This is a genomic window from Stutzerimonas kunmingensis (assembly GCF_021432085.1).
GTDB lineage: Bacteria > Pseudomonadota > Gammaproteobacteria > Pseudomonadales > Pseudomonadaceae > Stutzerimonas.
The window spans coordinates 1,851,782-1,876,737 of the sequence record NZ_CP090366.1; the positions used below are offsets into that span (position 1 = coordinate 1,851,782).

At 63.2% G+C, this 24,956-nt stretch carries 27 protein-coding genes; 11 read left to right on the forward strand and 16 right to left on the reverse strand.

The features are described from left to right. Window positions 1-303 precede the first annotated feature (303 nt). Entirely contained in the window at window positions 304-1,017 is a 714-nt protein-coding gene (locus LW136_RS08845; RefSeq protein WP_234174990.1) for an MOSC domain-containing protein, read from the reverse strand. After that, window positions 1,014-1,211 carry a hypothetical protein gene (locus LW136_RS08850; protein WP_041013572.1) on the reverse strand — a complete coding sequence of 66 codons (198 nt, stop codon included), beginning with the start codon at window positions 1,209-1,211 and terminating at the stop codon, window positions 1,014-1,016. Before LW136_RS08850 ends, LW136_RS08845 begins: the two co-directional genes overlap by 4 nt. 107 nt (window positions 1,212-1,318) lie before the next feature. Here LW136_RS08850 and dgt point away from each other — a divergent pair, with 107 nt between their 5' ends. Both dgt and LW136_RS08860 read left to right on the forward strand, forming a co-directional pair. Continuing rightward, the gene (gene dgt / locus LW136_RS08855) at window positions 1,319-2,815 is read left to right on the forward strand and encodes a dGTPase (protein ID WP_234174991.1); all 1,497 of its coding nucleotides are present in this window, start codon (window positions 1,319-1,321) and stop codon (window positions 2,813-2,815) included. A gap of 280 nt (window positions 2,816-3,095) precedes the next feature. Beyond that, a complete protein-coding gene (locus LW136_RS08860; protein WP_191122076.1) occupies window positions 3,096-4,304 on the forward strand; it encodes an ammonium transporter in 1,209 nt (402 codons plus the stop codon). Window positions 4,305-4,338: 34 nt separating this feature from the next. Here the strand turns inward: LW136_RS08860 and LW136_RS08865 are convergent, their stop codons facing one another. Next, a complete protein-coding gene (locus LW136_RS08865) occupies window positions 4,339-5,271 on the reverse strand; it encodes a 2-hydroxyacid dehydrogenase (RefSeq protein WP_179484490.1) in 933 nt (310 codons plus the stop codon). A gap of 117 nt (window positions 5,272-5,388) precedes the next feature. Here LW136_RS08865 and LW136_RS08870 point away from each other — a divergent pair, with 117 nt between their 5' ends. After that, complete coding sequence (locus tag LW136_RS08870) at window positions 5,389-5,625, forward strand: DUF2789 domain-containing protein (protein WP_179484489.1); 237 nt, start codon at window positions 5,389-5,391, stop codon at window positions 5,623-5,625. A 56-nt stretch (window positions 5,626-5,681) separates the two neighbouring features. On the opposite strand, the gene LW136_RS08875 is transcribed toward LW136_RS08870, so the two are convergent. Beyond that, window positions 5,682-6,077 (reverse strand): DUF3597 domain-containing protein, encoded by a 396-nt coding sequence (locus LW136_RS08875; RefSeq protein WP_234174992.1) that lies wholly within the window; start codon window positions 6,075-6,077, stop codon window positions 5,682-5,684. Window positions 6,078-6,453: 376 nt separating this feature from the next. On the opposite strand from LW136_RS08875, the gene LW136_RS08880 reads away from it, so the two are divergent. From LW136_RS08880 to LW136_RS08890, 3 genes are all read left to right on the forward strand, one after another. Next, window positions 6,454-7,272, forward strand: coding sequence for an inositol monophosphatase family protein (locus LW136_RS08880; protein WP_023443781.1), 819 nt, complete (start codon window positions 6,454-6,456; stop codon window positions 7,270-7,272). Window positions 7,273-7,460: 188 nt separating this feature from the next. Next, window positions 7,461-7,721, forward strand: coding sequence for a hypothetical protein (locus LW136_RS08885; protein WP_014819947.1), 261 nt, complete (start codon window positions 7,461-7,463; stop codon window positions 7,719-7,721). 311 nt (window positions 7,722-8,032) lie between these two features. Next, on the forward strand, window positions 8,033-8,446 hold the full coding sequence (locus LW136_RS08890; protein WP_014819948.1) for an HPF/RaiA family ribosome-associated protein: 414 nt from the start codon (window positions 8,033-8,035) through the stop codon (window positions 8,444-8,446). 40 nt (window positions 8,447-8,486) lie between these two features. On the opposite strand, the gene LW136_RS08895 is transcribed toward LW136_RS08890, so the two are convergent. Both LW136_RS08895 and LW136_RS08900 read right to left on the reverse strand, forming a co-directional pair. Continuing rightward, window positions 8,487-8,948 carry a DUF3597 domain-containing protein gene (locus LW136_RS08895; RefSeq protein ID WP_014819949.1) on the reverse strand — a complete coding sequence of 154 codons (462 nt, stop codon included), beginning with the start codon at window positions 8,946-8,948 and terminating at the stop codon, window positions 8,487-8,489. 97 nt (window positions 8,949-9,045) lie between these two features. Then, the gene (locus tag LW136_RS08900; RefSeq protein ID WP_003299292.1) at window positions 9,046-9,414 is read right to left on the reverse strand and encodes a SpoIIAA family protein; all 369 of its coding nucleotides are present in this window, start codon (window positions 9,412-9,414) and stop codon (window positions 9,046-9,048) included. Between the two features lie 296 nt (window positions 9,415-9,710). On the opposite strand from LW136_RS08900, the gene LW136_RS08905 reads away from it, so the two are divergent. After that, window positions 9,711-11,306: a methyl-accepting chemotaxis protein gene (locus tag LW136_RS08905; protein ID WP_234174993.1), complete on the forward strand. Its 1,596-nt coding sequence runs from the start codon at window positions 9,711-9,713 to the stop codon at window positions 11,304-11,306. 96 nt (window positions 11,307-11,402) lie between these two features. On the opposite strand, the gene LW136_RS08910 is transcribed toward LW136_RS08905, so the two are convergent. Continuing rightward, window positions 11,403-11,684 (reverse strand): peptidylprolyl isomerase, encoded by a 282-nt coding sequence (locus tag LW136_RS08910; RefSeq protein ID WP_014819951.1) that lies wholly within the window; start codon window positions 11,682-11,684, stop codon window positions 11,403-11,405. A gap of 154 nt (window positions 11,685-11,838) precedes the next feature. Between LW136_RS08910 and LW136_RS08915 the strand changes: the two genes are divergently transcribed. Both LW136_RS08915 and LW136_RS08920 read left to right on the forward strand, forming a co-directional pair. Further along, entirely contained in the window at window positions 11,839-12,066 is a 228-nt protein-coding gene (locus LW136_RS08915; RefSeq protein ID WP_234174994.1) for a hypothetical protein, read from the forward strand. Then, entirely contained in the window at window positions 12,063-12,350 is a 288-nt protein-coding gene (locus LW136_RS08920; RefSeq protein WP_023443783.1) for a cell division protein ZapA, read from the forward strand. Before LW136_RS08915 ends, LW136_RS08920 begins: the two co-directional genes overlap by 4 nt. 9 nt (window positions 12,351-12,359) lie before the next feature. Here the strand turns inward: LW136_RS08920 and glpD are convergent, their stop codons facing one another. The 6 genes from glpD to LW136_RS08950 form a co-directional block, all read right to left on the reverse strand. Continuing rightward, window positions 12,360-13,895 carry a glycerol-3-phosphate dehydrogenase gene (gene glpD / locus LW136_RS08925; protein WP_234174995.1) on the reverse strand — a complete coding sequence of 512 codons (1,536 nt, stop codon included), beginning with the start codon at window positions 13,893-13,895 and terminating at the stop codon, window positions 12,360-12,362. 269 nt (window positions 13,896-14,164) lie between these two features. Further along, entirely contained in the window at window positions 14,165-14,923 is a 759-nt protein-coding gene (locus LW136_RS08930) for a DeoR family transcriptional regulator (protein ID WP_041013582.1), read from the reverse strand. A gap of 132 nt (window positions 14,924-15,055) precedes the next feature. Next, window positions 15,056-16,564: a glycerol kinase GlpK gene (glpK, locus tag LW136_RS08935; RefSeq protein ID WP_042928053.1), complete on the reverse strand. Its 1,509-nt coding sequence runs from the start codon at window positions 16,562-16,564 to the stop codon at window positions 15,056-15,058. A gap of 12 nt (window positions 16,565-16,576) precedes the next feature. Beyond that, on the reverse strand, window positions 16,577-17,458 hold the full coding sequence (locus LW136_RS08940) for an MIP/aquaporin family protein (RefSeq protein WP_044314141.1): 882 nt from the start codon (window positions 17,456-17,458) through the stop codon (window positions 16,577-16,579). Between the two features lie 232 nt (window positions 17,459-17,690). Beyond that, window positions 17,691-18,455 (reverse strand): YoaK family protein, encoded by a 765-nt coding sequence (locus LW136_RS08945; protein ID WP_041013585.1) that lies wholly within the window; start codon window positions 18,453-18,455, stop codon window positions 17,691-17,693. A gap of 75 nt (window positions 18,456-18,530) precedes the next feature. Then, window positions 18,531-20,891, reverse strand: coding sequence for an SUV3 family DEAD/DEAH box RNA helicase (locus LW136_RS08950; protein ID WP_234174996.1), 2,361 nt, complete (start codon window positions 20,889-20,891; stop codon window positions 18,531-18,533). A 271-nt stretch (window positions 20,892-21,162) separates the two neighbouring features. Between LW136_RS08950 and LW136_RS08955 the strand changes: the two genes are divergently transcribed. Then, on the forward strand, window positions 21,163-21,600 hold the full coding sequence (locus LW136_RS08955) for a hypothetical protein (protein WP_046621783.1): 438 nt from the start codon (window positions 21,163-21,165) through the stop codon (window positions 21,598-21,600). Between the two features lie 45 nt (window positions 21,601-21,645). Here LW136_RS08955 and LW136_RS08960 read toward each other — a convergent pair whose 3' ends face one another. Then, window positions 21,646-22,434 (reverse strand): ion transporter, encoded by a 789-nt coding sequence (locus tag LW136_RS08960; protein ID WP_234174997.1) that lies wholly within the window; start codon window positions 22,432-22,434, stop codon window positions 21,646-21,648. Window positions 22,435-22,522: 88 nt separating this feature from the next. Here LW136_RS08960 and LW136_RS08965 point away from each other — a divergent pair, with 88 nt between their 5' ends. Beyond that, window positions 22,523-23,272: a DUF72 domain-containing protein gene (locus LW136_RS08965; protein ID WP_234174998.1), complete on the forward strand. Its 750-nt coding sequence runs from the start codon at window positions 22,523-22,525 to the stop codon at window positions 23,270-23,272. Here LW136_RS08965 and LW136_RS08970 read toward each other — a convergent pair. Together LW136_RS08970 and LW136_RS08975 are read right to left on the reverse strand one after the other, a co-directional pair. Beyond that, window positions 23,269-23,889: a hypothetical protein gene (locus LW136_RS08970; RefSeq protein ID WP_234174999.1), complete on the reverse strand. Its 621-nt coding sequence runs from the start codon at window positions 23,887-23,889 to the stop codon at window positions 23,269-23,271. The two genes, LW136_RS08965 and LW136_RS08970, sit on opposite strands and share 4 nt — an antisense overlap. Before the next feature lie 169 nt (window positions 23,890-24,058). Continuing rightward, on the reverse strand, window positions 24,059-24,922 hold the full coding sequence (locus tag LW136_RS08975; RefSeq protein WP_234175000.1) for an SDR family oxidoreductase: 864 nt from the start codon (window positions 24,920-24,922) through the stop codon (window positions 24,059-24,061). Window positions 24,923-24,956 lie beyond the last annotated feature (34 nt).

Below are 24,956 nucleotides of genomic sequence, written 5' to 3' on the forward strand. Positions count from 1 at the left end.
CTGGCTGGACATGTCCTGATGTGCGAAGGCCTGACTGTCGCTGCTGGAGCGAAGCCTGTTTCCGGCCTGTGTCTTCCATGACCGCTGCAGTATGGCACTGCTGGGCTGCATTGCACGTACTGCTTTGCTTAGGGTCTGTTCCCGTTTCGTCGCAAGCCGCGTTGCTGCGCCAAATAGCGCAATGGCCGGGCGGCGTTCCGCAGGCGCGGGAAGCAGGTAATGGTAGTTCCCTTGCCAAGTCCCGCAACGCCACATGGCGCCATTTGCCGCTGCCGCGCACGAAACGGGAACAACCCCTAGTTATCAGTCGAACAGGCTGTGCTGGTCGCGCTGGGCGCGAATGGCGTCGTAACGCTGGCGGAAGATCGCCCGATAATGCATGGCCAGACGCGACAGCTTCGCCAGTTGCTGCAGGCTGTCTTCAGTCAGGTTCTGATCGAGAAAGCAGCGCCACAGGTGCGCGACGTTGATCTGTGGGTGCGGGCGCTCGAGCAACTGCAACGTGTCGCCAGGACGCACGGTGCCTGGCTCGATGGTCCGGTAGAGCCAGCCGGTGCGGCCGCTCGCCGACAGCTCCCGTGCCAGGCCACGCACACCGTGACGGTTGTCCAGCCTGATGCAGGGCGAGCGCGGCTGGCTGATCTCGATCAGCGCGGTGCCCCAGCGAAGAAGATCGCCGATGCATACCTGCTCTTCGTCCAGCGCCTGGCTACCTAGGTTCTCACCGAAGGCGCCGCGACCAAGCCGCGCGCGCAGCGGCGGGAAGCGCTGCGACCAATACTGATAATGCTGGGTCGGGTAGTGGCAGAGGCTGCGATCCGGCCCGCCATGAAAACGCCGATCGGCGATCCGATCACCCTGCAGGCCATCCAGGCCCAGCCACAGCGGGCCGTCGCTGGCTTGCTTGTCCATGGCGGTGGCTCTGCGACTATCCGGCAGCGGCGAAAACTGACGGCACAGCAATGGGCCGTCGACGGTCCAGGCTCCGAGCGCGGTGCGTGGCGCCTGCTGGGTCACGGCTGCTGTGCTCGGTTGAGCTGCTCCAGTTCGCGGCGGACCATGGCGGTGTATTCCGGTGGGCTGAGCTGATACAGCTCGGTGGCAACCCAGGCCAGCCAGCGCGAGCCGAGGGCCGCTTGCTGGTCCAGCAGGCGTTGGGCTTCGGCGCGGGCGCGCTCGGCATTGTTCTGATGAAAATCTGCTCGACTCACGAATCGTCTCCGTCGCCGTACTCGGCGATGAAAGGGGCAGCGATGGTAAACCCGGAACGCTCGCGTTAGGCTCGATGGCTATTCTTTTTGCGCCGCGAGAACGATGCATGCCGGTGTCCATGAACTTCAAGCACAAAATCTCCCGCCAGCGCCCCTATGGCAAGGCCGAAGCGGGCCTGCGGGCCAGCGATGGCAGCCTCGACGCCGTGCTGGACCAGCTGGAGAGCGATCGCGGGCGCATCATCAACTCGGCCGCGGTGCGCCGCCTGCAGCAGAAGACGCAGGTGTTTCCGCTGGAGCGCAATGCCGCGGTGCGCAGCCGCCTCACCCATTCGCTGGAAGTGCAGCAGACCGGCCGCTTCATCGTTCGCACCCTGTACAAGCAGCTCGGCCACCGCGCCGCGGAGTTCGGCCTGGACGGACTCGAGCCGGCGTTGCAGAGCCTGGTCGAGATGACCTGCCTGATGCACGATATCGGCAATCCGCCGTTCGGCCATTTCGGCGAGTACGCCATCGGCGAGTGGTTCGAGCGCAATCTCGACGCGCTGTTCACGGCCGCCGTGACGCCGGGGCAGGGCGATGCCGAGCTGCGCAAACGGATGCTGGTCGATCTCAAGCACTTCGAAGGCAATGCCCAGGCGGTTCGCCTGGTGGTCTCGCTGCAACGCCTCAACCTGACCTATACGCAGACCGCCGGACTGCTCAAGTACGTCCGTCCGGCCTATCAGGCCAAGCCCGCGAAGGGCACCCCAGGCGCCTACCTGCTGAAGAAGCCCGGCTTCTATCTGTCCGAGGAACCCTTCGTGCGTGCGCTGCAGGCGGCGCTCGATCTGCAGCCGTGCACGCGTCACCCGCTGGCCTACGTGATGGAGGCCGCCGACGACATCGCCTATTGCCTTGCCGACATCGAGGATTCGGTGGAGAAGGGCATCTTCAGCATCGAACAGCTGGCGCAGCTGCTGCTCGCCAAGTTCGCGCTGCATGGTTCGGTCGATGCCCCGGTGCCGGGTCCGGAGCGCAGTTTCCGGGGCATGGTCAACTATGCGCTGGAACGCGCACAGAAGGAGCCGATCAACAAGGCCGGCGAGTTCTTCATCTGGCTGCGGGTGAACATGATCCACCCGCTGGTGCAGCACGCTGCGCGGCAGTTCATCGACAACATCGACGCGGTTTATCACGGCACCCTGGATCGCGCGTTGCTGGAGGACGACAGCCTGCCCAACGCCATCGTGCAGACCTTCAAGGATGTCGCGATGGAGCACGTGTTCTGCCACCGCGAGGTGGAAACGTTGCAACTGCAGGGCTATCGCATTCTCCAGGGCCTGCTCGACTTCTATGCGCCGCTGCTGCGCGTGCCGGCCACCGTGTTCGATGCACTCAGCCTCGGCACCTGCCGCAGCGAACCTCACCTGCAGATGCTGGCTCGACGCCTGCCCAACCAGCTGATCAAGGCCTACCACGAAGCGCTCAAGGAGCATGCTGAGCAATCGGCGGATTGGCCTCTGTGGGAGTTCTACTACCGCAACCGGATGCTGCAGGACTACATCAGCGGCATGACCGACCAACTGGCTCAGGACGAGTATCGGGCCCTTTCCGCCCTCTGAGGGTGCGCTGCACCAGAACTGCCGCTGTGCTTGGTACGCGCCTTGCTTTTGCTTGGTGCAGCAGTCGTCGTGCGGGCCCCGCAATGGCGCATGACGGATTTCCGGTAGTTTCCTTAACCTGTTGATATCAAAGGTTTCATGGCGCTTCAGCGTCTCGCTGCAAGCAAGCTCCGGCTGCAGGTGACGGTGGCCCGACATGACGCGTTGATGCATCTCGGTGCATGCGTCTGGCGGAGGTAACCGTTTTGGTGCGATTTATCCGCTGAGGCTGTAGTGACCCATGGAAAACCTCAACAGCGCCGTGGAAACCCTGGTCCACGGTTCGAATACCCTGTTCATCCTGATGGGCGCGGTGATGGTGCTGGCCATGCACGCCGGCTTCGCCTTTCTCGAAGTCGGTACGGTACGTCTGAAGAATCAGGTCAACGCGTTATCGAAGATCATCACCGACTTCGCAGTGTCGACCCTGGCGTATTTCTTCATCGGCTACTGGGTCGCCTATGGCGTGACCTTCATGCAGCCGGCCGGCCAGCTGGTGGTGGACCACGGCTACGCGCTGGTGAAGTTCTTCTTCCTGCTGACCTTCGCCGCGGCCATTCCGGCGATCATCTCCGGCGGTATCGCCGAGCGCGCGCGGTTCGGCCCGCAGCTGTGCGCCACACTGCTGATCGTCGCGTTCGTCTATCCGTTCTTCGAGGGCCTTATCTGGAACGGCAATTTCGGCTTCCAGGGCTGGCTCGAGCACCAGTTCGGTGCATCCTTCCATGACTTCGCCGGCTCCGTGGTGGTGCACGCCATGGGCGGCTGGCTGGCGTTCGGCGCGGTAGTGCTGCTGGGGCGGCGCAACGGTCGCTACCGGGATGGCAGGCTGGTGGCCTTCGCGCCGTCGAACATTCCTTTCCTCGCTTTGGGATCGTGGATTCTCATCGTCGGCTGGTTCGGCTTCAACGTCATGAGCGCGCAGACCATCGAGGGTATCAGCGGGCTGGTTGCGGTGAATTCGTTGATGGCGATGGTTGGGGGCACTGCAGCGGCATGGCTCGCCGGGCGCAACGACCCGGGCTTCCTGCACAACGGCCCGCTGGCTGGCCTGGTGGCGGTCTGTGCCGGCTCCGATCTGATGCATCCGGTCGGCGCACTGGCTACTGGTGTGATCGCCGGCGCACTGTTCGTCTGGACGTTCACTGCTACGCAGAATCGCTGGAAGATCGATGATGTGCTGGGTGTCTGGCCACTGCACGGCCTGTGCGGGATCTGGGGCGGGGTGGCCTGCGGCATCTTCGGCCAGTCCGCGCTGGGCGGTCTGGGCGGCGTGAGCCTGATCAGTCAGGTGATCGGCAGCGGCATGGGCATGCTGGTGGCGCTGCTCGGCGGCTTCGGCGTCTACGGCCTGCTCAAGCTGACCACCGGTATTCGCCTGAGCCAGGAGGAAGAGTTCAACGGCGCGGATCTTTCCATCCACCGGATCGGCGCGCTCAGCCAGGATTGAGCCGCTTGCTTATGTCCGGTTGTCGCAGTCGCGCTCAGTAGCCGCGGCTGCGCTCCACCAGATCATGCAGCGGCTCGCCGTCACGCAGCGCTTGCAGGTTAACGGCGACGATCCGGGCCGCGCTGCGCATGTCCGTTGCGGCTGCGATGTGGGGCAGCACGGTCACCTGTGGATGCTTCCAGAACGGATGCTCTGCCGGCAGCGGCTCGCTGCGAAACACGTCGAGCACCGCATGGCCGACCTGGCCACATTCGAGCGCCTGCAGCAGATCAGCCTCGACCAGGTGCCCGCCCCGTGCGAGGTTGACCAGCCCGGCGCCGGGGCGCAGAGCTTCGAAGAAACGCCGGTCCAGCAGATCGCCAGTCTGTGGCGTCAGTGGCAGCAGGTTGATGACGATGTCGCTGCATGCCAGCAGCGGCCAGAGGGCATCCATGCCGTGCTCCAGCGCGACGCCCTCGGCAGCGCCGCTGCGAAGCTTCCAGCCGGTCACGCGGTAGCCCTGGGTGACCAAGCGCTGGGCACATGTCCGGCCCATCTGGCCCATGCCCAGCAGCGTCACCTGGATTTCGTCAGCCCGCCGCTGCGGCAGTTGCCGCCAATCGCAGGCGTGCTGCTGCCGGGCGTAATCGTAGAAACCCCGATGCAGCGAGAGCGTCGCCCACAACGCGGTTTCGGCCATGGCCGCGCTCATGGTCGGGTCGACCATGCGTGCCACCGGCACGTCCGGCAGGCTCGGGTCGCTGAGCAGGCGGTCCACGCCGGCCCAGAGCGACTGGATCAGCCGCAGGTTTGGCAAGCCTTGCAGCAATCCCGCGGGTGGGTTCGCGACCACCGCCGCGGTGATCAGTCCCGCGTTCTCCGCCGTCGCGGACAGGTGCCAGCGGGCTTGCGGCAAGGCGCGCTGCAGCTCTGCGAGCCAGGCGTCGCGCTCGTTATCGTCGAAGCTGCCGCAGAGCAGGATGTCCATGCAGTCATTCCTCATCGGTCCAGGCGGAACTGTAGTCAGCCGCAGAGTCTCTGAATAGGCAAGTAGCGGAACGCGCGACGCGCCTTTCAGCCTGTTGACGAGCCTAAGGAGAACATCATGGAACTACCCAACAAAGACCTCGGTACTCTGTTCGAGCAGCTGGGGCTGGCGTCAGACCCGGCGAGTATCGATGCATTCATCGGCAAGCATGGGCACCTGCCGGAAGACGTTCGGCTGGCCGATGCGCCGGTCTGGAACGAGTCGCAGCGCGCGTTGCTGCGCGATGAGTGGATCGAGGATGCGGAGTGGGCGCCGATTGTCGACGAGCTGAATGTGCGCATGCACGAGCATTGATCACCAGCGCGAGCTGCCGCAATCGCTGCAGCTCGCCTGTCGCCCCTCGAGGCAGATCAGTCCAGCAGATCGGCTGGTACGTTGCCGCCATTCTCGGCCAGTTTGTTCAGCACCGCCTTGTGCAACCATATGTTCATCTGCGCCGAATCCCCCATCTTGTCAGCCGGGCAACCCAGCTCGGTAGCCAGTTCCTTGCGCGCGGTGAGGCTGCTGTCCAGGCTGAGCAACTTCAGCAGGTCGACGATGGACGTGCGCCAGTTGAGTTTCTCCGGGTGATTCTGCGCCATGCCGTCGAGCTTGGCCGCGACGTCCACCTGGTCCACTGCAGGGCCCGTGGGGGCGCCGGCACCGCCTGTGGAGGCCTCAGGTGGTGTGGTGGGCGCTGTGCTGTCGGGTGCGGCATGTGCCTGGCCGAGGCCGATCTTTTCCAGTATCGAGTTGAACAAGCCCATGGGGATCTCCTGTCTGCGTGAATGATGAGCCGTGGCTCGCAGATTAGGACCGCACGTGTATCGATTCGTCGCGTCCGTATTGAAGGCGAGTGGCGTGGGGAAATTGGGCTTTTGGGCGCCCTGGGTGGACCCATGTCATTCATCGTCTTGCCCAGTCGATTCCCGGCATCGCTCGTGCTGCAACAGGTGCATGTCGAGTGGCCTGTTTGGCAAGTTCAGTTGGTCAATTTCGGCGCCCATGGCCCCGATACAGCGTTGCTGCTCCTTGCCATAGCCCCGCTATGACTCGTCGCAGGGAGCCCTGATCATCCGAACTTGCCTCAACCAACTCACCAAACAGTCCACTAGAATGCCGCTTTTGTTTCAGGAACCGATCATGAGCGAGTCGACCCAGCAAGACCTCGATATCGATGCCCGCTACGCCTGTGCCAAGAGCCTCGCGCTGGAAGCCGCGCAGCTCGGCATGGATTTCTATCGGCAACGCGAGACGCTGGATGTCGAGCACAAGGGCAACGACCGGCAGGATGTGGTCAGCATCGCCGACAAAAACATCGAAGACTTCATTCGCGCACGCCTGGCCGAGCGCTTCCCGCAGGACGGCTTTCTCGGCGAGGAAAGCGGCTCGGCCGACCTCAAGGCCCGCTGTGTGTGGGTGATCGATCCCATCGACGGCACTGCCTGTTTCGTCAACGGTCTGCACAACTGGTGCGTTTCCATCGGGCTGCTGATCGACGGGGAACCCCACATCGGCGCGATCGCCGACCCCAACCATGACGAACTCTTCCATGGCTGTCTCGGCCGCGGCGCCTATGTCAACGAGACACCCATCACGGCCAGCGCCGCCAGCCATGTGCGTGATGGCCTGACCGGCGCGGGCACCTTTCATCCGCGCGGCAAGGAGCATTTCATTCCGTTTCTGGAAAAGCTGCTGGCCGAAGGCGGCATGTTCATCCGCAATGGCTCCGGCGCGCTGATGACGGCTTACGTCGCCGCAGGGCGATTGATCGGTTACTACGAGACCGAACTCAAGAGCTGGGATTGCCTGGCCGGGCTGGTGCTGGTGGCCGAGGCGGGCGGGCTGCGCAACGATTTCTTCCGCAACGATGGGCTGCTCAGGGGTAACCCCTATCTGGTGGCGGCGCCCGGCGTGTATCGACAGCTGGCCGAGCTGATCGGCCCTTCGCTGGATGGCTGAGGCGTTGCGCGTTCGTCAGTCGACCGTGTACTGCCAGGCCCGAGTCGGGCAGCCTGTGCTATACCGTTCTGACGCGCTGGGGCCGGCGAAACGGCCCTGTTCATCAGGGGGGAAACAATCGGCGGCCCATCAGCCTGAGCCAACCTGCGTGATCTGATGGCTGCCCGCATAGAAGCGAGGTAACGATCATGACCATGATGCAATGCACCCACCGCGACCACCTCATCACCGCCGAGGTGATGGAATATCCCGGCACTCCGACACCCTGGGCTGGCGGTTGCCGGATTACCGATCCCGCCGGGCACGTGACTCGCCGTATGCCGCTACCGCTCGAGCATGCGTTCATGGACGAGCTGGAAAAGGCCCAGCGACTGTCCATCGCCCATGGCAAGTGGCTGGTCGATCAGCATCTCGATCACGGCCGCGAGCTGTTCCAGAAGGCCGCCTAGCACTGCTCGAAGCGTCTTTTCATGCGTCGGATGTCCATCGTCCGACGCATGCCTTGAGCGCGCCGAGTGAGCGTGCGGTTCTTCGTTCCTGCACACACAATTCGCTTCGCAGTTGCCAGCGCACGAATCTGTACCGTTTGCGGCAGGAACGCCGGCGAACCGGCTAAGTTTCGGATAGCAAAGCGAAAAGTGCTGACGGGCAGGACTGCGTCGGCGGCATTTTGCCCGTTGCTTAATAAGTGAAACGGTGGCATAGCTATCACCAAGCCACCGGAAACGGTGGTGCTCATAAGCGGAAGTAAGGACGACTTATGCAAATCCAGGTTCACAGCGATAACCACATCGAAGGCAGTGCCCGTCTGGCTGATTGGGTCAGTGCCAGTGTCGCAAGCAGGCTGGACCGGTTCGACGACGAGCTGACGCGCGTCGTCGTGCACCTCAACGACGAAAACGGTGACAAGGCCGGCGCCCATGACAAGCGCTGCCAGATCGAAGCGCGGCCGAAGGGGCTGCAGCCGATCTCCGTCACCCACAAGGCCGAATCGCTGGAGTTGGCGATCGACGGCGCGGTGGACAAGCTGAACAATGCGCTCGCTCACCAGTTCGGCAAGTTGCGTAGCAAGCGCTCCGGAGCCCAGCCGCAGATGATCGATGGCGCGGTGGCCGAGCGTGACGCGCTCTTGGAGGAAGACTTCCTCGCGGACGAGCAGGTCCGCAATTCATAAGCCGTAAGCAAGGGCCTTCCTCGGAAGGCCCTTCACACATCTAGTGCAGCAATTCCGGCGGAATCCTGCCGCCATTTTCGGCAAGCTTCTTCATCACCGCCCGGTGCAGCCACATGTTCATCTGCGCCGAGTCCGCCATCTCTGCCGGCGGGCAGCCTAGTTCCGTAGCAAGCTCCCGGCGTGCTTCCAGGCTGCTGTCCAGCCCGAGCAACTTCAGCAGATCGACGATCGAGGTGCGCCAGTTCAGCGCTTCCGGGTGCGCCGCCGCCTTGGCTTCCAGTTGTGCCACCACATCCACGCCACTCGCCGTGGCTGATGACTGATTCAAGTCCTGGTGCGGCGCGATAGTCGCGTTGTCGGTGGCGGTGGGCCTTTCTCCCAGCGTGATGCCCTCGGCGCTCGAGCGGGTAGCGTCGGCTGGTGGTGCATCAGCCTTGTGTTGCGCCTCGTTGGAAGCATCACCCAGGCCGAGCTTGGCCTTGATCGTATCGAAAAGTCCCATGTCCGTTCTCCTGACTGTTGATGTCCATATTCGACAGCAACCCAGGACAGACCATTCGCTCCCGCAGGTCGGGTAATTGTCGGCCTGGCGTGGCCCCTCAGCCGTGCTCCAGCCAGGCGCTGGCTTCGGCTTCCTGGTGCAGGTCGAAGGCCTTGATGGTCAGCCCGGGGATCAGCGCGCCTTCCACCTCACTGGCCTTGCGCAGCCATTCCTTGCCGGCGACCACCGCGCAGCGGTCGAAACGGCGTATGAAGCGGAACAGGTGCGGAAGCCGTGACAGCTCCACGCCGACGGCGCCGAGCGTAGGCAGGTCGAAGTCGCCGATGCGATAGAGCATGCGGCCATGGCTGATGCCTTCGGATTTGAACAGCAGGTCATCCAGCGCAGCGCGCATGGCCTGACTGTCCAATTTGCCGGAGAAGTCGATATCGATGCGGTTTTCGCCTCGGCGCGATACGTGAAACATGCGCAGACCCTCGTTTGTTCGGTGTTTTATGCGAGTTGCCCCGCGTTACCTGACCATAGACGTTGCGTCGTGACCGAGCCAAAAAAACAGGTGCGCAAGTGCCGTTTCGTTGATCTGCGTCAGTGCGTGGGGCTGCGTTGCGTGAGCGCCAAAAAAGGCGCGCAAAGCCAGCAATGGCGAGGCTTGCAGATAGTTGATAAACGGTATCAAGTTGCCCCTGGCGCCGCCGAGAACAGTGTTAGCTGCGACGCCATTCGACGCTGGCATCGCTTTCTCTCCCTGTAGTGGATACCCCCATGACCAGCACCTTGGCGAACGTCATTCAGTCCCTTTTGCGCGGACTGGGTCTGCGCACCATCAACCATCAGTTCTTCTTCTCCTACAGCCTGATCTTCCTGTGTGCGGCCCTGACCGCCGCTGTGCTGTTCATGTCCGCCAAGGACGCCAGCCAGATCGACATGGCCGGAGCCCAGCGCATGCTCAGCCAGAAGATGATGAAGGAAGCGCTGCTGGCGGCGCAGGGCGTCGGTGACAAGACCGCCGTCGACAAGACCATCCAACGCTTCGAGCAGTCGCATCGGCTGCTGCTCAACGGCGACCGCGCCCAGGGCATCGCACCGGTGGAGCTGACCAGTGCACAACCGCACCTGCAGCGCGTCGATCAGATCTGGCAGCGTTATCGGCCCGCCGTACAGGCACTGGCCGCAGGTCAGAGCGCTGACGTGAACGCCATTGCCACCGACTCAAACGACATCCTTGCCGCTTCCAACGAAGTGGTGCTGCTGATTTCCGCTGAAGCCAACCGCAGCGCGTCGCAGCAGCTCTGGGTCGCCCTGGGTTCGACCCTGTGCATCCTGCTGATGGTCGTGCTGGGACGGATCGCTGGAATGAACTGGCTGATGCTGCAGATCGACGAGCTGCGGGGGCGTCTGGAGAGGGTCAGCCAGGGCGACTTTTCCGCGCCGCTGCAGGTGCGGCACGCCGATGACGAGATGGGCATGATCACCCTGGCGTACAACCGCCTGCTGGGGCAGGTTGGAGAGATGATCCGCGGTGTGCGTCTGGCCGCTGACGAAGCCGATGGCCAATGCGTGCGCATGGCGAATCTGGCCGGGGACAGCGCCCGCAACGTCGAGGGGCAGCAAGCCGAGATCGATCAGGTCGCTACCGCCATGAACGAAATGCTCGCCACCTCCCAGGAAGTCGCGCGCAGCACGGTCGAGGCCGCCAATGCCGCAGATGTCGCTGAGCAGGAGACCAACTCTGGCAGCGCGGTGATGAATGAGTCGGTCGGCGCCATCCGCACCTTGAGCGGTCATGTCGACAGCCTGTCCGATGTGATGCAGCAGCTGGTGCAGGACAGTCACGAGATCGGCAAGGTGCTGAACGTGATCAGCGGGATTGCCGAGCAGACCAACCTGCTGGCGCTGAATGCGGCCATCGAGGCGGCGCGTGCTGGCGAGCAGGGCCGCGGTTTCGCGGTTGTTGCCGACGAAGTCCGCAGCCTGGCCAGCCGCACGCAGAGCTCGGCCAAGGAGGTAAGCGTGCTGGTCGAGCGCTTGCAGAGCCAGGCCACCCGCGCGGGTACGGCCATGGATGCGTCGCGTCAGAGCAGCTCGGTGACGCTCACCCAGATTGAAGCGGCGCAGCATGCGCTGGGGCAGATCGTCGGTGCGGTGCAGACCATTCGCGGCATGACCAATCAGATCGCCACGGCGGCCGAGGAGCAGTCACAGGTGGCCGAGGACATGAACCAGTCGCTGACACGCATCGCCCAGGTTGCTGACCAGGCCGCTGGTGTCACTCAGGACACGGCGACGTCAGGCAATACCATCATGCAGAGCATGAAAGGCCTCAAGGCGCTGACCGGGCGTTTCCGTCTCGAGGCGTGATCAGGTCGGCGTGAATCGCGGGAGGGCAATGCTGGCGGAGGGCGCCTGTCCGGCGCTAGGGCATCCCCGCCCATGAGGGGCGGGGACTGGGGGTAATCAGTCCTGACGGCTGGTCACTTCCAGCAGGTGATAGCCGAACTGGGTCTTCACCGGGCCTTGCACCTGATTGAGCGGGGCGCTGAATACGACGGTGTCGAATTCCTTGACCATCTGACCCGGGCCGAATGAACCCAGGTCGCCGCCCTGACGGCTGGAAGGGCAGCTGGAGTTTTCCTTGGCGACCTCGGCGAAGTCGGCACCGCCTTCGATAGCGGCTTTCAGTTCGTTGCACTTGGCTTCGGTGGAAACCAGGATGTGGCGGGCGGTAGCGCGTGCCATGGGGACTCTCCTCTTCAAATAGGCTGCCGAGGCTACCGCAAACCGGTGGCATTGGCGACCGGACCGCGTGGCATTGAAGGCTTAATGAAGGCCCCCGGTGACCTTCTTTTCGGGTACTCTCGCGCGCTTTTTCATCGGACCCGGAAAACGCTCCATGCTTGATACCACCCTTGCGCAACTTGAAAACGTCATCAACGATCTGCTGCAGCGCAACCAGAGCCTGAGCGAGCACTGTGTCTTGCTCGAGCAGCAGCTGCAGCAGGCACGTGAGGAAAACGACAATCTGCAACTGGCTGCGCTGGAGCAGGAAGACAGGCAGGGCGCTACCCTGGCGCGGCTGCAGGCGCTGGTGGAGCGTGCAGCTGGCAGTAGCGCCGCATGACGGCGGATGGCGTTCAGGTGCTCAGGGTATTCGGCCGCGAATACTCGTTCCGCGCGCCGCCCAGCCAGGATGCTCTGCTGCAGGAGGCGGCGGCCTTGCTGCAGCAGCATCTGGCCGACAGCCAGCGGCAGTTTCCCAACGCCACGGGCGACAAGCTGCTGGTGCTCACCGCACTGAATCTCTGCGTGCCGCTGCTGCAACAGAACGAGCAGATGCAGGATGTCGAGCAACGCATCGCCGCCAGCGTCGCCCGTATCAATCAGCAGCTCGCGGCGCAGGGCTGAGCGGCTGCCTCAGGCTGCGTCGCTGCTGCGCGTGGTTTCTTTGACCGGGCGCTCTGTCAGGTAACGCTGCAGGCGAGCCTTTTCCGGCTCGCTGAAGGCCAGCCCGAGTTTGGTACGCCGCCAGAGGATGTCATCCACCTGGGTTGCCCACTCTTCGCGCCGCAGGTAGTCGACTTCCTGCGCATACAGCTGCTGGCCGAGGTCTTCGCCCAGTGCATCGAGCGAGCGCGCTTCGCCCAGCATGCGCCATACCCGATTGCCGTAGAGGGTTGCCCAGCGCTTGGCCAGCGGCAGTTTCAGCCCCTGTACCTTGGCCACCAGCTCTTCGGTGAGTGCATCGGCCGTGCTCATGCCTTCACCGCCAGGCAGTGCCGCCAGCGCCGTCCAGCTTTCACCCATAGCCGGGAAGAACGGCTTGAGCTGCGCCATCGCCGACTCGGCGAGCTTGCGGTAGGTGGTCAGCTTGCCGCCGAACACCGAAAGCAGCGGTGCCTGTTTTTCGTCCGCCGCCAGCGACAGGGTGTAGTCTCGGGTAACCGCGGACGGGTTATCCGATTCGTCGTCGCATAGCGGCCGGACGCCGGCGAAGGTATGCACGATGTCGCGGGGCTCGAGTTGCTCGCGAAAGTGCGTGTTGGCCACTCCCAATACGTAGGCGACCTCTTCCTCGCTGATGCTCACCTTGGCCGGGTCGCCACGGTACTCGCGATCAGTGGTGCCGATCATGGTGTAACGGTCCAGATAGGGGATGGCGAAAACGATGCGCCGATCCTCGTTCTGCATGATGTAGGCCTGCTCACCTTCATACAGCTTGGGCACGATGATGTGGCTGCCCTGAATCAGGCGTATGCCATAGGGTGAGCGCTGCTGCAGGTTTTCGTCGATGAACTGTGCGACCCAGGGACCGGCCGCATTGACCAGTGCCTTGGCCTTTAGTGAGAAGCGGCTGCCGTCCTCGCGCTGCAGCTCGACATGCCAGATGCCGCCAGCACGTTTGGCACTCAGGCACTGGGTGCGGGTATGGATATGCGCGCCTTTCTCCCGCGCCGCCATGGCGTTGAGCACCACCAGCCGCGCGTCGTCGACCCAGCAGTCGGAGTATTCGAAGCCGCGGGTGATCGCCGGCTTGAGCGGGCTATCACTTCCGAAACGCAAACCCCGCGATGCCGGCAGCTTCTTGCGCATGCCCAGGTTGTCGTAGAGGAACAGGCCGGCGCGGATCATCCACGCCGGGCGCAGGTGAGGGCGGTGGGGCAGCACGAAGCGCATCGGCTTGACGATATGCGGCGCCTTGGCCAGCAGCACTTCACGCTCGGCCAGCGCCTCGCGGACGAGGCGGAATTCGTAGTGCTCCAGATAGCGCAGGCCTCCGTGAATGAGCTTGCTGCTGGCCGACGACGTATGGCTGGCCAGATCGTCGCGTTCGCAAAGGAACACCGACAGCCCGCGACCAGCTGCATCGGCAGCGATACCGACGCCATTGATACCGCCGCCGATCACGGCGACGTCATAGAGCTCGGAGACGGGCTGGGCGGAATGGGGCACGGGCTTCTCCTCGAAAACGAAAGGTCATGTTCGGTTTTGAACATGCTATTCGCAAAAGAATCCGTGCGAAAGAAAAAATGTTCGAAAATAGATAAAAAAGAAAATATTCGAACGCTGGGTTTCTGATTGATTGCCGCTGTTTCGACTGTTGTGCTGGTGTCGTCCCGGCCGCCGTCAGAGTTCGCCTGCCCGCAAGGGATCGAATTCGTTACGAGCGTTCTGTCTTAACTATCGGAGCGGAGTTGTCTGCGAAACGAACTGCCGCCCAACTACTCGGCGATTTCCAGCTGCACTTTGTGGCGGGCCAGCAGCTCGGCGAACACCTCCGACGGTGCCGAGTCGGTGAACAGGCAGTCGATCTGTTCCAGCGAGCCCAGGCGCGTCATGGCGCTGCGGCCGAATTTGCTGGAGTCCGCGGCGAGGAAGACCTTGCGCGCGTTATGGATGATCGCCTGGGAGACGCGCACTTCCTGATAATCGAAGTCGAGCAGGGTGCCGTCCTCGTCGATACCGCTGATGCCGATCAGGGCGAAATCGACCTTGAACTGGCTGATGAAATCGGCGGTGGCCTGGCCCACCACGCCGCCGTCGCTGCGCACGTTGCCGCCGGCGATCAGCACATCGAAGTCTTCCTTGGTGCTGAGAATGCTCGCCACGTGCAGATCATTGGTGATGATCTTCAGGTCACGGTGGTTGAGCAGGGCGCGGGCGATCGCCTCGGTGGTGGTGCCGATATTGATGAACAGCGAAGCCTGGTCGGGGATGCGCGCGGCCATGGCGGCGGCGATACGCAGTTTCTCGTCGCGCATCTGGTGCGCGCGCTGGCTGTAGGCGGTGTTCTGCACGCTGGAATCGTAGGCCGCGCCGCCGTGGTAGCGCCGCAGCAGGCCGGCGTCGCCGAGCTGGTTGATGTCGCGGCGGATGGTTTGCGGCGTGACGGCGAAATGCCGTGCCAGCTCGTCGATGCTCACATAGCCGCGCTCGCGCACGAGTTCCAGAATGTTCTGCTGTCGGGGCGCCAGGCTCATGAGGCTTCCTTGTTCGCTGTTGTGCGGGAAGCATGCCGTAGTCTGGCGTTCGATTAAAGCGCTGCCTGTTCGAATTCGCACATGCCAGGCCTGCCTCCAAAACCTCCAGAGGCAGGCCTGTTGTTCGTCAGGTCAGTCTTCGGCCCAGTTGCGCGTACGGTCGACCGCCTTCTGCCAGCCGCGATAGAGCGCTTCGCGCTGTTCACTTCCGCACGCCGGTTCGAACACCCGCTCGATGCTGCTCTTGCTGCGCAACTCGTCGAGGTCGCTCCAGAAACCGGTCGCCAGTCCGGCCAGGTAGGCCGCGCCGAGCGCCGTGGTTTCCTTCATCTGCGGGCGTTCAACCTGAGTACCGAGCATATCGGCCTGGAACTGCATGAGGAAGTTGTTGGCTACCGCGCCGCCGTCCACGCGCAGGGCGCGCAGGCGCTCGCCGGCGTCCTGCTGCATGGCATCGAGCACGTCGCGAGTCTGGTAGGCGATGGATTCCAATGCTGCTCGGATCAGGTGGTCGACCTTGACCCCGCGGGTCAGGCCGAACAGTGCGCCACGGGCACGCGGGTCCCAATAGGGCGCGCCAAGGCCGGTGAACGCCGGCACCAGGTAAATGCCGTTGCTGTCCGGCACTTTGGTGGCGAAGTATTCCGAATCCAGCGACTCGTTGAGCACCTTGAGCTCGTCGCGCAACCACTGCACGGTCGAGCCGCCATTGAAGATGGCGCCTTCCAGCGCGTAGTTCACTTCGCCACGCGGTCCGCAGGCGATGGTCGTCAGCAGGCCATGTTCGGATTGCACCGCCTTGGTGCCGGTGTTCATCAGCAGGAAACAGCCGGTGCCGTAGGTGTTCTTCGCCTGGCCTGGCTCGACGCACATCTGGCCGAACAGAGCGGCTTGCTGGTCCCCGGCGATACCGGCGATGGGGATGCCGGTGCTCTGGCCCGAGCCAAGGTAGGCGTGACCATAAACCTCGGAGGACGAGCGCACATCCGGCAGCATCTCGCGTGGGATATCCAGGGTTTCCAGCATCACTGGGTCCCAGTCCAGCTTGTGGATGTCGAACAGCATGGTCCGTGAGGCGTTGGTGTAGTCGGTGACGTGGGCCTTGCCCTGGGTCATCTTCCAGATCAGCCAGCAATCGACGGTGCCGAACAGCAGTTCGCCGCGGCGGGCGCGCTCACGGCTGCCCTCGACGTGGTCGAGAATCCACTTGATCTTGGTACCGGAGAAGTAGGGGTCGATCACCAGGCCCGTAGTCTTGCGGATGTGATCTTCCATGCCGTCGCGCTTGAGCTGGTCGCAGATCGGCGTGCTCTGGCGGCTCTGCCAGACGATGGCGTTGTAGATCGGCCGGCCGGTGATCTTGTCCCAGACGATGGCGGTCTCGCGCTGGTTGGTGATACCGATGGCCGCCACCTGCTCGTTGGTGATGCCGGCCTGGGCCAGGGCTTCGACGAACACACCGCTCTGGGTCGCCCAGATTTCCATGGGGTCGTGCTCGACCCAGCTCGGTTGCGGGTAGATCTGTGCGAATTCGCGCTGAGCGATGGTCACCACGTTGGCGTTGCGGTCCAGCACGATAGCGCGGGAGCTGGTAGTGCCCTGGTCGAGGGCGACGATGAATTGCTTGTTCTGATTGCTCATGGCGTCGTTTCCTTAGCGAACTTTGCTGATATCGGGCTGGGCGGAGCCCATTTCGGCAGAGGCCTTTTCCTTGGGTTTTGGTGCATCGCAGGCGGCCGATCCAACGCCCGGCAAGTGCCGGCAGATGAGTGCCTTGTACCCTGCAGCGCCGAGGCAGGCGCCGAGAATCGGGGCGAAGATCGGGACCAGGAAATACGGAATGTCTCGCCCGCCAGTGAAGGCCACATCACCCCAGCCGGCAAAGAAGGTCATCAGTTTAGGCCCGAAATCCCGTGCGGGATTCATCGCGAAGCCGGTCAGCGGTCCCATTGCACCGCCGATCACGGCGATCAGCAGGCCGATCAGCAAAGGTGCGAGCGGGCCGCTGGGCAGGCCGTTGCCGTCGTCGGTGATGGCCATGATCATCGCCAGCAGAATGGCGGTGATGACGACCTCCACCAGAAACGCCTGGCCGAACGACAAGGAGGCGTGGGGGTAGGTCGAGAAGATCGATGCGAGTTCGAGGCTCTCGACACTGCCGCGAACCATTTGCTGGGCCTGTTCGAAATCGAAAAACAGACTGCTGTACAGCCCGTAGACCAGCGCCGCAGAACAGAAGGCGCCGGCCACCTGCGCCAGGATGTAGGCCGGAACGCGGTGCCGCTCGAATGTGCCGAACAGCCACAATGCGATGGTCACGGCCGGGTTCAGGTGGGCACCGGAGACGCCGGCGGCAAGGTACACCGCCATCGAAACGCCGATGCCCCAGATGATGCTGATTTCCCACAACCCCAGGTCGGCACCGCCGAGCTTGAGCGCTGCGACGCAGCCAGTACCGAAGAAGATAAGAAGGGCAGTGCCGAGAAATTCGGCGATGCATTGTCCCTTGAGCGTAGGGACGATGGGCGTACTCATGCGCGGAGCCTCGTTCGTTTGTTTTTGTTTTATTCCGAGCACTGCGTTGGTTCGGAATTGTTCGGAAACGAAAACTTAGAGGCAAAGAATGCAGCTGTCAAAGTAAAAATTCGAACATTTTACGGGCGCGCTGCGGGAACAAATGATGGTGCTTGCTGTCGCCGCGGTCCGAGTCATCGCCGTGACCGATGAAGCCTTGCCAACCGGGAGGGCGTTGGAAACCGTCGGTGTCTTAGCGCCGACGCCGCCAGAGGCGCCAGCCGAGCAGCAGATCGTCAGCCATCGGCACCAGAGCCAGTGCCAGCAGCAAGGCGGCCAGCGGGACCGTGGCGATGAAGCCGAAATGCTTGAAGCCGGCTGCGCCGCTCAATCCGCCGACGAAGAAGCTCATCACCATCAGCAGGTTGATACGCAGGCGCTGTCGGTTGGCCCGAACCGGTGGCATGTCGTCATGACGATTGCGGTTGAAGTAGATCAGCCTGCCCAGCTCGATGCCGATGTCGGTCACCATGCCAGTGATATGGGTGGTGCGCACTTCGGCATTGGAGAGCTTGGTGATGATCGCGTTCTGCAGGCCCATGATGAAGCACAGCAGCACCACGGTCAGCGGCACGAAGAAACCCGGAACCGTCATCAGCCGCGCGCCGAGGATACCGAACAGCAGCAACAGCGCGGCTTCCAGCGCCAGCGGTAGCGCGTACTGGCTATGCAGACGGCGACGTCGCGAGAAGTTGATCATCAGCGTCGAGCACATGGCACCAAGAACGAACGAGAGCAATGCACCGAAGCCTGCCAGCGCCAGATCGGTGGCACCGAGGGCCAGGTTGTCGGCCATTGCCGAAACGATACCGGTCATGTGCGAGGTGTACTGCTGGACGGCGATGAACCCGCCGGCATTGGCGGCACCCGCGACAAACGCGAGGCACAGGCCGAGCTGACGATTGCTATGGGCGGACCGTCGGCGATCGGTCAGACGACGGGCGTACTTGATCGGCATGGCAGGCTCGCGCTCGGCAGCAAAGCGGCGATTATAGAGCGGCCGGCCTGGCTGGATCGCGATTGGTGGATATTCTCAACGTCGTCGCCCGGCCTTGCGGCCGCCGCCGCGTCGTGCAGCCCGCGGTTTGCGCTGGCGTGACAGTTCGCGGGTGATGGCGTCGTTGAGCAGCTTGCGCGCGTCTTCACCGTCGTCGTGCTCGGGAAAATGCTCGGGCAGGCTGCGGGCCAGATGCAGGTAGGTTTCCACCACATGCAGGGTACTTTCCAGGCTGGACAGGTCGCTGCCGAGCAGCAGCTTGGGCATCGGGATGGCGTGGCCTTCGGCGACTCGCTTGATCCAGCGCTGGGCATGCTGGCTGGCCGGGCTGTCGAAGCCGCCGCGGATCGGCGTGCAGGCGAACGTCCAGCGCAGCCAGAGCGGAATCTTCGGGTCGTCTATCAGCTCGATCCATTCGGCCAGTTCGTCCGGCAGTACCGAGATAAATGCCTCGCCGTAGTTTATGTTGCGGTTGAAGGTCAGCCAGGACCGCAGCAGGCTCGGTTCGCCCATCAGTTCGGAAATTGCCGAGAGGTGATCGATGGACGGGCGCACCTGGAACTGGCTCAGGTCCACCGGCGCATCCGGGCTGTTGAACAGGCGGCGGATGGACTTGAGCGTCTGCGGGTCCAGCGCAGTGATCTCGCCGCTGTCGTGGTGACCGAAGCGCCCGGCGCGGCCGCCGATCTGCTTGACCTCCTGCACCTTGAGCTGGCGATTCTGGATGCCGTCGAATTTCTCATCGGTATAGAAACACAGCGTGTGCGCCGGCAAGTTGAGGCCCATGCCGACCGCATCGGTAGCGACCATGATGTCCGCCTCGCCCTCGCGGAAGCGCCGGGCCTGCTCGCGTCGGACCTCGGGCGAGAGCGCACCGTAGACCACCGAGACGCTTTTGCCGGCGCTTTCGAGCATGCCCTTGAGCTCCAGCACCAGCTTGCGGCTGAACGCCACCAGCAGCGAGCCGGGTTCCAGCCGTTCCAGCGTCGTGGCGTGGCGGGCGACTTCAACCGGGGACAGGCGCTTGGTGCGTTGCACCACCAGCTTGTCCTCGCACAGATCGCAAAGCGTGCGCAAGGAGGGTTCGATCAGCGCTGGCCCGGTCATCATCAGTTGCGGCGTATGGGCGCTGACCAGTGCATCGACCCAGGCCCAGCCACGTTGCGAGTCGGCCATCATCTGTACCTCGTCGACCACCACCACATCCCAATGCTGATGGCGGAAACGCGCGAACTCCTCCACGGTGCAGCAGAAGTGTGTGGCGCCTTCGCGGATGATTTCTTCCTCGCCGGTTACAAGTGAGCAGCGCACGCCCATCGTCTCAATGCGCTCCTGGTTTTCCAGCGCCATCAGGCGCAGCGGCGACAGGTAGATGCCGTGCTCGGCCGCAGCCATCGCCTCGATGGAACGGTGCGTCTTGCCGCTGTTGGTCGGGCCGAGCAGGGCGGTCCAGCGTCGCGTCAGGCGCCGGGCCGGGTAGAGCTTGTGGTAGTGGACGAAGCGCGGGTTGTTCTCCAGCAGCACGGCAAACGCCATTTTTTCCTCGTGCTCGCGGCGGGCGGCGCGAATCGCCTTGCGCATGCGGCCGGGTTCCAGGGCGATGAGCTCGGTAAGACGCTTGTGCCCGAGCAGTTGCAGATCGAAATCGCGGGCGAGCTCGAGCATGCGCTCGAAGGTGGCCTGCAGCTCGTCGCGATCCTGGCGCTTCCACGCCTCGACTTCCGCCACGCTGAGCAGATGATCCTGGCCGGAAGGAACCCGCCGCTGCAATTCGAGGGTGAGATTGCCGCGCTGCAAGGCCACCACGTAGCGCAGCTCATGGCGAATCTCGTTGAGGGTGGCGATGGCATGCGGCAGAAATTCATCAACCCGTGGCAGTTCCGGGCGGATGCGTGCCAGGCACCGCTGCCGCTCGTCCTCGTCCATTTCGGCGAAGGGCCGTTCGAGCACCTGTAGCCGATTGCGCACATAACGCTGTACGGCCTGTTTCAGGTTGTCGGCGAAATCGTCGCGCCGCGCGCTATCGTCCAGACGCAGCGCCCAGTCCGGCTCCAGCAGATGGACCGGCGAGCCCAGGCTGAAGGTCTTCTCGCTGCCGAACACATCCACGCTGCAGTGGATCTCGCCGAGATCACGGCTGACGACCCGATCGAGCAACTCGTCTGCAGCAGGCGCGGCCAGTAGTTCTTCCACCGCCTGCCCATGCAGCCCCAGCCAGAATGCCTTGGCCGCGCGAGCCAAGCCGACGATGGGGTAGCCGACGTACGGGGTGAACCACTTTTCCTGGTGATGCTTCTTCGCGGTGAATTCCGGATATCGCGCCGTTGCCCAGTCGAGGAAGCGCGCCAGACGTTCGAGCCTGATGGATTTGAACTGCTTGCCCCCGGTCTTGGCCATGATCGACACCTTTGCTGATCAGTCTTCTTTGTACGACTCGCGTTGCGCTCGTTTGCTCGGCGGCGCGCATGGCCGGCCGGGGATTATAGAGGCCAGCGCCGGCTTTTCTCTTGCGCCTGACTGCAATCAAGAAAGCAAATTGTCCGTAAGGGTGGCGGTTGGCCATTATTCATCGATGTCCTATAGTGCGCGCCGCAATGGATGGCAAACAGCCCGGTCGAGCCGGCTGGATGAGAGCTATCGATTTTTGATGGACAACAGGAAATTACAGATGAACGCCAAACACATTCTTGCCGTAGCCGTTGCTGCCACACTGCTTTCGGCCTGCACCGCCACCACTTCGCTGCGCTCCACCGATCCGGACCTGGCAATCAAGATCAACCAGGACGCGCCGCTAGTGCTGAAGAACCCCGTCAGCAAGACCTACAAGGCCACCAGCTTCGGCCAGTACCGCTTCCGCGCCGAGAAGCCGGGGATGGAGCCTATGTATGGTCTGATCCCGTTGAAATTCAACAGCGGCTATCTGGTCGCCGACATCCTTTTCTTCGCACCCGCCGCGTTCTACAACCTGCGCGAGGTGTACCCGTTCTACGAGTTCGACGTAGAGAAGAACGAGGTCCGCTACAAGAAGAACGTTGGCGATCAGTGGACCGTGTACAAGCCGACACCAGCGGAAGTGGCTCGCGCTCAGGCGTACTTCGCCAACTGATCGCAGCCGGCAGCCCTTGCGTCTGTTGACGCAGGGGCTCCGCAATCAAACCCCTCGCTCTGCCGCATCGCCATCGTCACGGCGATCGTCCCCCAGCTGCAGCTTCAGGCTGCGCACTTCTTCAGTCAGACATTCCACCTGTACCAGTAGTCGCTGCAGGGTTTCGCGGTCGGCCAGCTGGTCGCGGTTGTCTTCCTCGTTGCGGTCGGCGACGAACAGCGAACCGATGTAGGCCGCGAAGCTGCCGAACAGACCGACTCCGGACACCATCAGCATCACTGCGACGATACGGCCCAGAGTGGTGACCGGATAGAAGTCGCCGTAGCCGACCGTGGTCACGGTGACGAACGCCCACCACAGTGCCTCTTCCGGCGTATTGATCGAGCTTTCTGGGTTCGGCGCTTCCACCAGCAGCATGGTCAGCGCGCCAAACGCTACCAGCAGCATGGTTGCCGTGGCGGCGGAGGCGACGATGCCTTCGGCGCGGTTGCGGAACAGGATGCGCCAGATCAGCCGCAACGACTTGATCGCCCGCAGCACCCGCAGAATCTGGAAGGCCCGAAACAGCTTGGCCGCCTGCAACCCGCCGGCAGGCACGCTGGCCAGCAGGTCGATCCAGCCCCAGCGCATGAAGCGCAGCTTGTCGTCGGCTTCCTGCAGGCGCATCCAGAAATCGATGAAGAAAAAGAAGCACACGATGTTGTCCAGATACCCGAGCAGAGTCGATACGTCGTCGGGTAGGTCGAACACCAGATCGGCCACCAGTGCACCGATCACGTAGACCGATAGCAACAGGATGAATATCTGAAAAGGTGTGACGGCGCGATGCTTCATGAGTCAACCGGGTTTCGTTGGGCAGGTTGGCGCAAGTTTAAAGCACACCGCGGTAATCGGGCCGGAACGATGGGCAGGAGTGTTGGGGATGGAAGTGCGCAAGATGATTGGTATCGGCTGTGCCGGCTGGAGCCTGCCGCGCGAGGCGTGGCCGGCATTCGCTGAGCAAGGCACGCACCTGCAGCGCTACAGCGGAGAGCTATCGGTGGTCGAGATCAACAGCTCGTTCTACCGACCGCATCGCCCGGCCACCTATCGCAAGTGGGCGGCGAGCGTGCCGGAGAACTTCCGCTTTTGCGTGAAGATGCCCAGGCAGATCAGCCATGAGCTGCGCTTGCGCGAGTGTGACGAGGCGCTCGAGCGCTTTCTCGGCGAATCGACCGAGCTGGCTGAAAAGCTCGGCTGCCTGTTGCTGCAATTGCCGCCATCGCTGACCTTCGATCCTTCAACGGCGGAGGACTTCTTCGCTGCCATGCGCGCACGCTACGACGGTGCACTGGTACTCGAACCGCGGCATGCGAGCTGGCTGGACGCCGGTGAGCTGCTCGAGCGTTGGCGTATCGCACGGGTGGCGGCAGATCCTTCGCCAATTGCAGGAGCAGAGCAGGCGGGCGGCTGGTCGGGCATGCGCTACTACCGACTGCACGGTTCGCCACGCATCTACCATTCTGCGTACTCGGCCGAATGGCTGGAGCGGCTGGCTGGTGAGTTGCGGACTTCTGCTCGGTCCGGCGTGCCGTGCTGGTGCATTTTCGACAATACCGCCAGCGGCGCTGCGGTGAGCAATGCGCTGGCACTGCAGGCGCTGCTGGCAGACGAAACCGCCTGGTCGCCCTAGCGCGGGATGATGCGTACGCGACCCGCGGTGTTGTCGCGTCGGGCAGCCTTTTCGTTTTCCGCGCGGCCGGGAATCGAGCCGAGATCCGCACCGCGATCCGGTGTCGAGCTGCCGTCCAGTTCGCGCTCGTCGACGCTGATCGAGGTGGCGTCCGGGTAGCCGGTGGTCAGCGTCTCGGTGCTGGCGGTCACCGGGGTGGCATCGTCGTCGCCCCATTTGGCGCTGCGCTCGTCGATATCGATGGCGCCGTTGCGCTCCATGACACGCTCGACTGCGGAAACCCGGCTGTCGTCCTCCAGCGTTACGGTGACGTCGTCCTCCAGCGTTACGGTGACGATGGTCGATCCGCGGCGGGCCGCTTCGGGGTAACGACCGGCATGCTGGCTCGATCCGTCGCCGAAGACCTTGTGAAAGAAACTGCCGATCTTGTCGGCCACTGTTGCGTCTTCACCCGGCTCTTCGCCGACCACTTCCACACGGCTGCTGTCGACGGTGTCGCTGTTGAAGGATGCCGATATCTGGATGTCGTCGCTGGACACTCCCTCGCTCACGAGTTCGGCTTTCACTTTCTCTGCTTCGGCATAGCGGTCGAAAGCGGCAATTAGAATCTGGGTCATGACTTCACCTTTCATATGCAGCGAGGCTGCGGTGGCGGGCGTCTGGACCGATAGCGGTCAACGCATGGGTACTGATCGTTGGGCGCGGCGAGCCGCACGATGGTTCCGTGCGGACTCATTATCCGATGCTTCGCCTGGAGCCGCGCCGGCCCGGGCTTTCCACCGCCGGCTAGCTGTTAACCACCTTGCCGCCATTGATATGAATGGTCTGGCCACTGACATAGGACGAGTCCTCGCAGGCCAGATAGACATAAGCCGGACCCAGTTCGGAAGGCTGGCCGCAGCGGCCCATGGGCATCTGGCTGCCGAAGTCTTCGAGCATCTGCGGGTCGTGCTTGCCGAGCGACGGTGGCTGCAGCGGCGTCCAGATCGGGCCTGGCGCGATCTGGTTGACGCGGATCTCGCGCTCGATCAACTGCTGTGACAGCGCGCGGGTGAACCCGTCGATCGCGCCCTTGGTCGAGGTGTAGTCGACCAGCAGCGGGTGACCGATAAAGGAGTTGATCGAGGTGGTGTTGATGATCGAGGCGCCGGCCTGCAGATGGGGCAGGGCGGCACGGGTGAGATAGAAGTAGCCGTGGATGTTGGTGGCGAAGGTCTTCTCCCACTGCTCGTCGGTGATGTCCTCGAGGCGGATCTGCACCTCCTGGCGGCCGGCATTGTTGACCAGCACGTCCAGCCGGCCGAAGGCCTTCACGGTTTGTTCGACGGCATCGTTGCAGTGGCGGCTGTCGCGGATGTCGCCAGCGATCAACAGGCAGCGCTGGCCTTCGGCCTCCACCATCCGCTTGGCGTTTTCGGCGTCCTCGTGTTCGTCGAGATACATGATCGCGACGTCCGCACCTTCACGGGCGAAGTGCACCGCTGCCGCGCGACCGATGCCGCTGTCGCCGCCACTGATCAGCGCGACCTTTCCGGCCAGCTTGCCACTGCCCTTGTAGCTGTCGCGGATGAACTCGGCCTGCGGGTGCATTTCGGTTTCGCGACCGGGCAGACGGTCCTGCTGCTGAGCGGGAATCTTCGGGTAAGCCATACGTACTCCAGTCCTGAAATGGGTTCTGTAGGTA

Excerpts from the sequence above, each read along its gene's own strand:
- dgt (WP_234174991.1), top strand. The coding sequence starts at position 1,319 with ATGCCGGTGTCCATGAACTTCAAGCACAAAATCTCCCGCCAGCGCCCC.
- LW136_RS08860 (WP_191122076.1), top strand. The coding sequence starts at position 3,096 with ATGGAAAACCTCAACAGCGCCGTGGAAACCCTGGTCCACGGTTCGAAT.
- LW136_RS08865 (WP_179484490.1), bottom strand. The coding sequence starts at position 5,271 with ATGGACATCCTGCTCTGCGGCAGCTTCGACGATAACGAGCGCGACGCC.
- LW136_RS08870 (WP_179484489.1), top strand. The coding sequence starts at position 5,389 with ATGGAACTACCCAACAAAGACCTCGGTACTCTGTTCGAGCAGCTGGGG.
- LW136_RS08875 (WP_234174992.1), bottom strand. The coding sequence starts at position 6,077 with ATGGGCTTGTTCAACTCGATACTGGAAAAGATCGGCCTCGGCCAGGCA.
- LW136_RS08880 (WP_023443781.1), top strand. The coding sequence starts at position 6,454 with ATGAGCGAGTCGACCCAGCAAGACCTCGATATCGATGCCCGCTACGCC.
- LW136_RS08885 (WP_014819947.1), top strand. The coding sequence starts at position 7,461 with ATGACCATGATGCAATGCACCCACCGCGACCACCTCATCACCGCCGAG.
- LW136_RS08890 (WP_014819948.1), top strand. The coding sequence starts at position 8,033 with ATGCAAATCCAGGTTCACAGCGATAACCACATCGAAGGCAGTGCCCGT.
- LW136_RS08895 (WP_014819949.1), bottom strand. The coding sequence starts at position 8,948 with ATGGGACTTTTCGATACGATCAAGGCCAAGCTCGGCCTGGGTGATGCT.
- LW136_RS08900 (WP_003299292.1), bottom strand. The coding sequence starts at position 9,414 with ATGTTTCACGTATCGCGCCGAGGCGAAAACCGCATCGATATCGACTTC.
- LW136_RS08905 (WP_234174993.1), top strand. The coding sequence starts at position 9,711 with ATGACCAGCACCTTGGCGAACGTCATTCAGTCCCTTTTGCGCGGACTG.
- LW136_RS08910 (WP_014819951.1), bottom strand. The coding sequence starts at position 11,684 with ATGGCACGCGCTACCGCCCGCCACATCCTGGTTTCCACCGAAGCCAAG.
- LW136_RS08915 (WP_234174994.1), top strand. The coding sequence starts at position 11,839 with ATGCTTGATACCACCCTTGCGCAACTTGAAAACGTCATCAACGATCTG.
- LW136_RS08920 (WP_023443783.1), top strand. The coding sequence starts at position 12,063 with ATGACGGCGGATGGCGTTCAGGTGCTCAGGGTATTCGGCCGCGAATAC.
- LW136_RS08930 (WP_041013582.1), bottom strand. The coding sequence starts at position 14,923 with ATGAGCCTGGCGCCCCGACAGCAGAACATTCTGGAACTCGTGCGCGAG.
- glpK (WP_042928053.1), bottom strand. The coding sequence starts at position 16,564 with ATGAGCAATCAGAACAAGCAATTCATCGTCGCCCTCGACCAGGGCACT.
- LW136_RS08940 (WP_044314141.1), bottom strand. The coding sequence starts at position 17,458 with ATGAGTACGCCCATCGTCCCTACGCTCAAGGGACAATGCATCGCCGAA.
- LW136_RS08945 (WP_041013585.1), bottom strand. The coding sequence starts at position 18,455 with ATGCCGATCAAGTACGCCCGTCGTCTGACCGATCGCCGACGGTCCGCC.
- LW136_RS08950 (WP_234174996.1), bottom strand. The coding sequence starts at position 20,891 with ATGGCCAAGACCGGGGGCAAGCAGTTCAAATCCATCAGGCTCGAACGT.
- LW136_RS08955 (WP_046621783.1), top strand. The coding sequence starts at position 21,163 with ATGAACGCCAAACACATTCTTGCCGTAGCCGTTGCTGCCACACTGCTT.
- LW136_RS08960 (WP_234174997.1), bottom strand. The coding sequence starts at position 22,434 with ATGAAGCATCGCGCCGTCACACCTTTTCAGATATTCATCCTGTTGCTA.
- LW136_RS08965 (WP_234174998.1), top strand. The coding sequence starts at position 22,523 with ATGGAAGTGCGCAAGATGATTGGTATCGGCTGTGCCGGCTGGAGCCTG.
- LW136_RS08970 (WP_234174999.1), bottom strand. The coding sequence starts at position 23,889 with ATGACCCAGATTCTAATTGCCGCTTTCGACCGCTATGCCGAAGCAGAG.
- LW136_RS08975 (WP_234175000.1), bottom strand. The coding sequence starts at position 24,922 with ATGGCTTACCCGAAGATTCCCGCTCAGCAGCAGGACCGTCTGCCCGGT.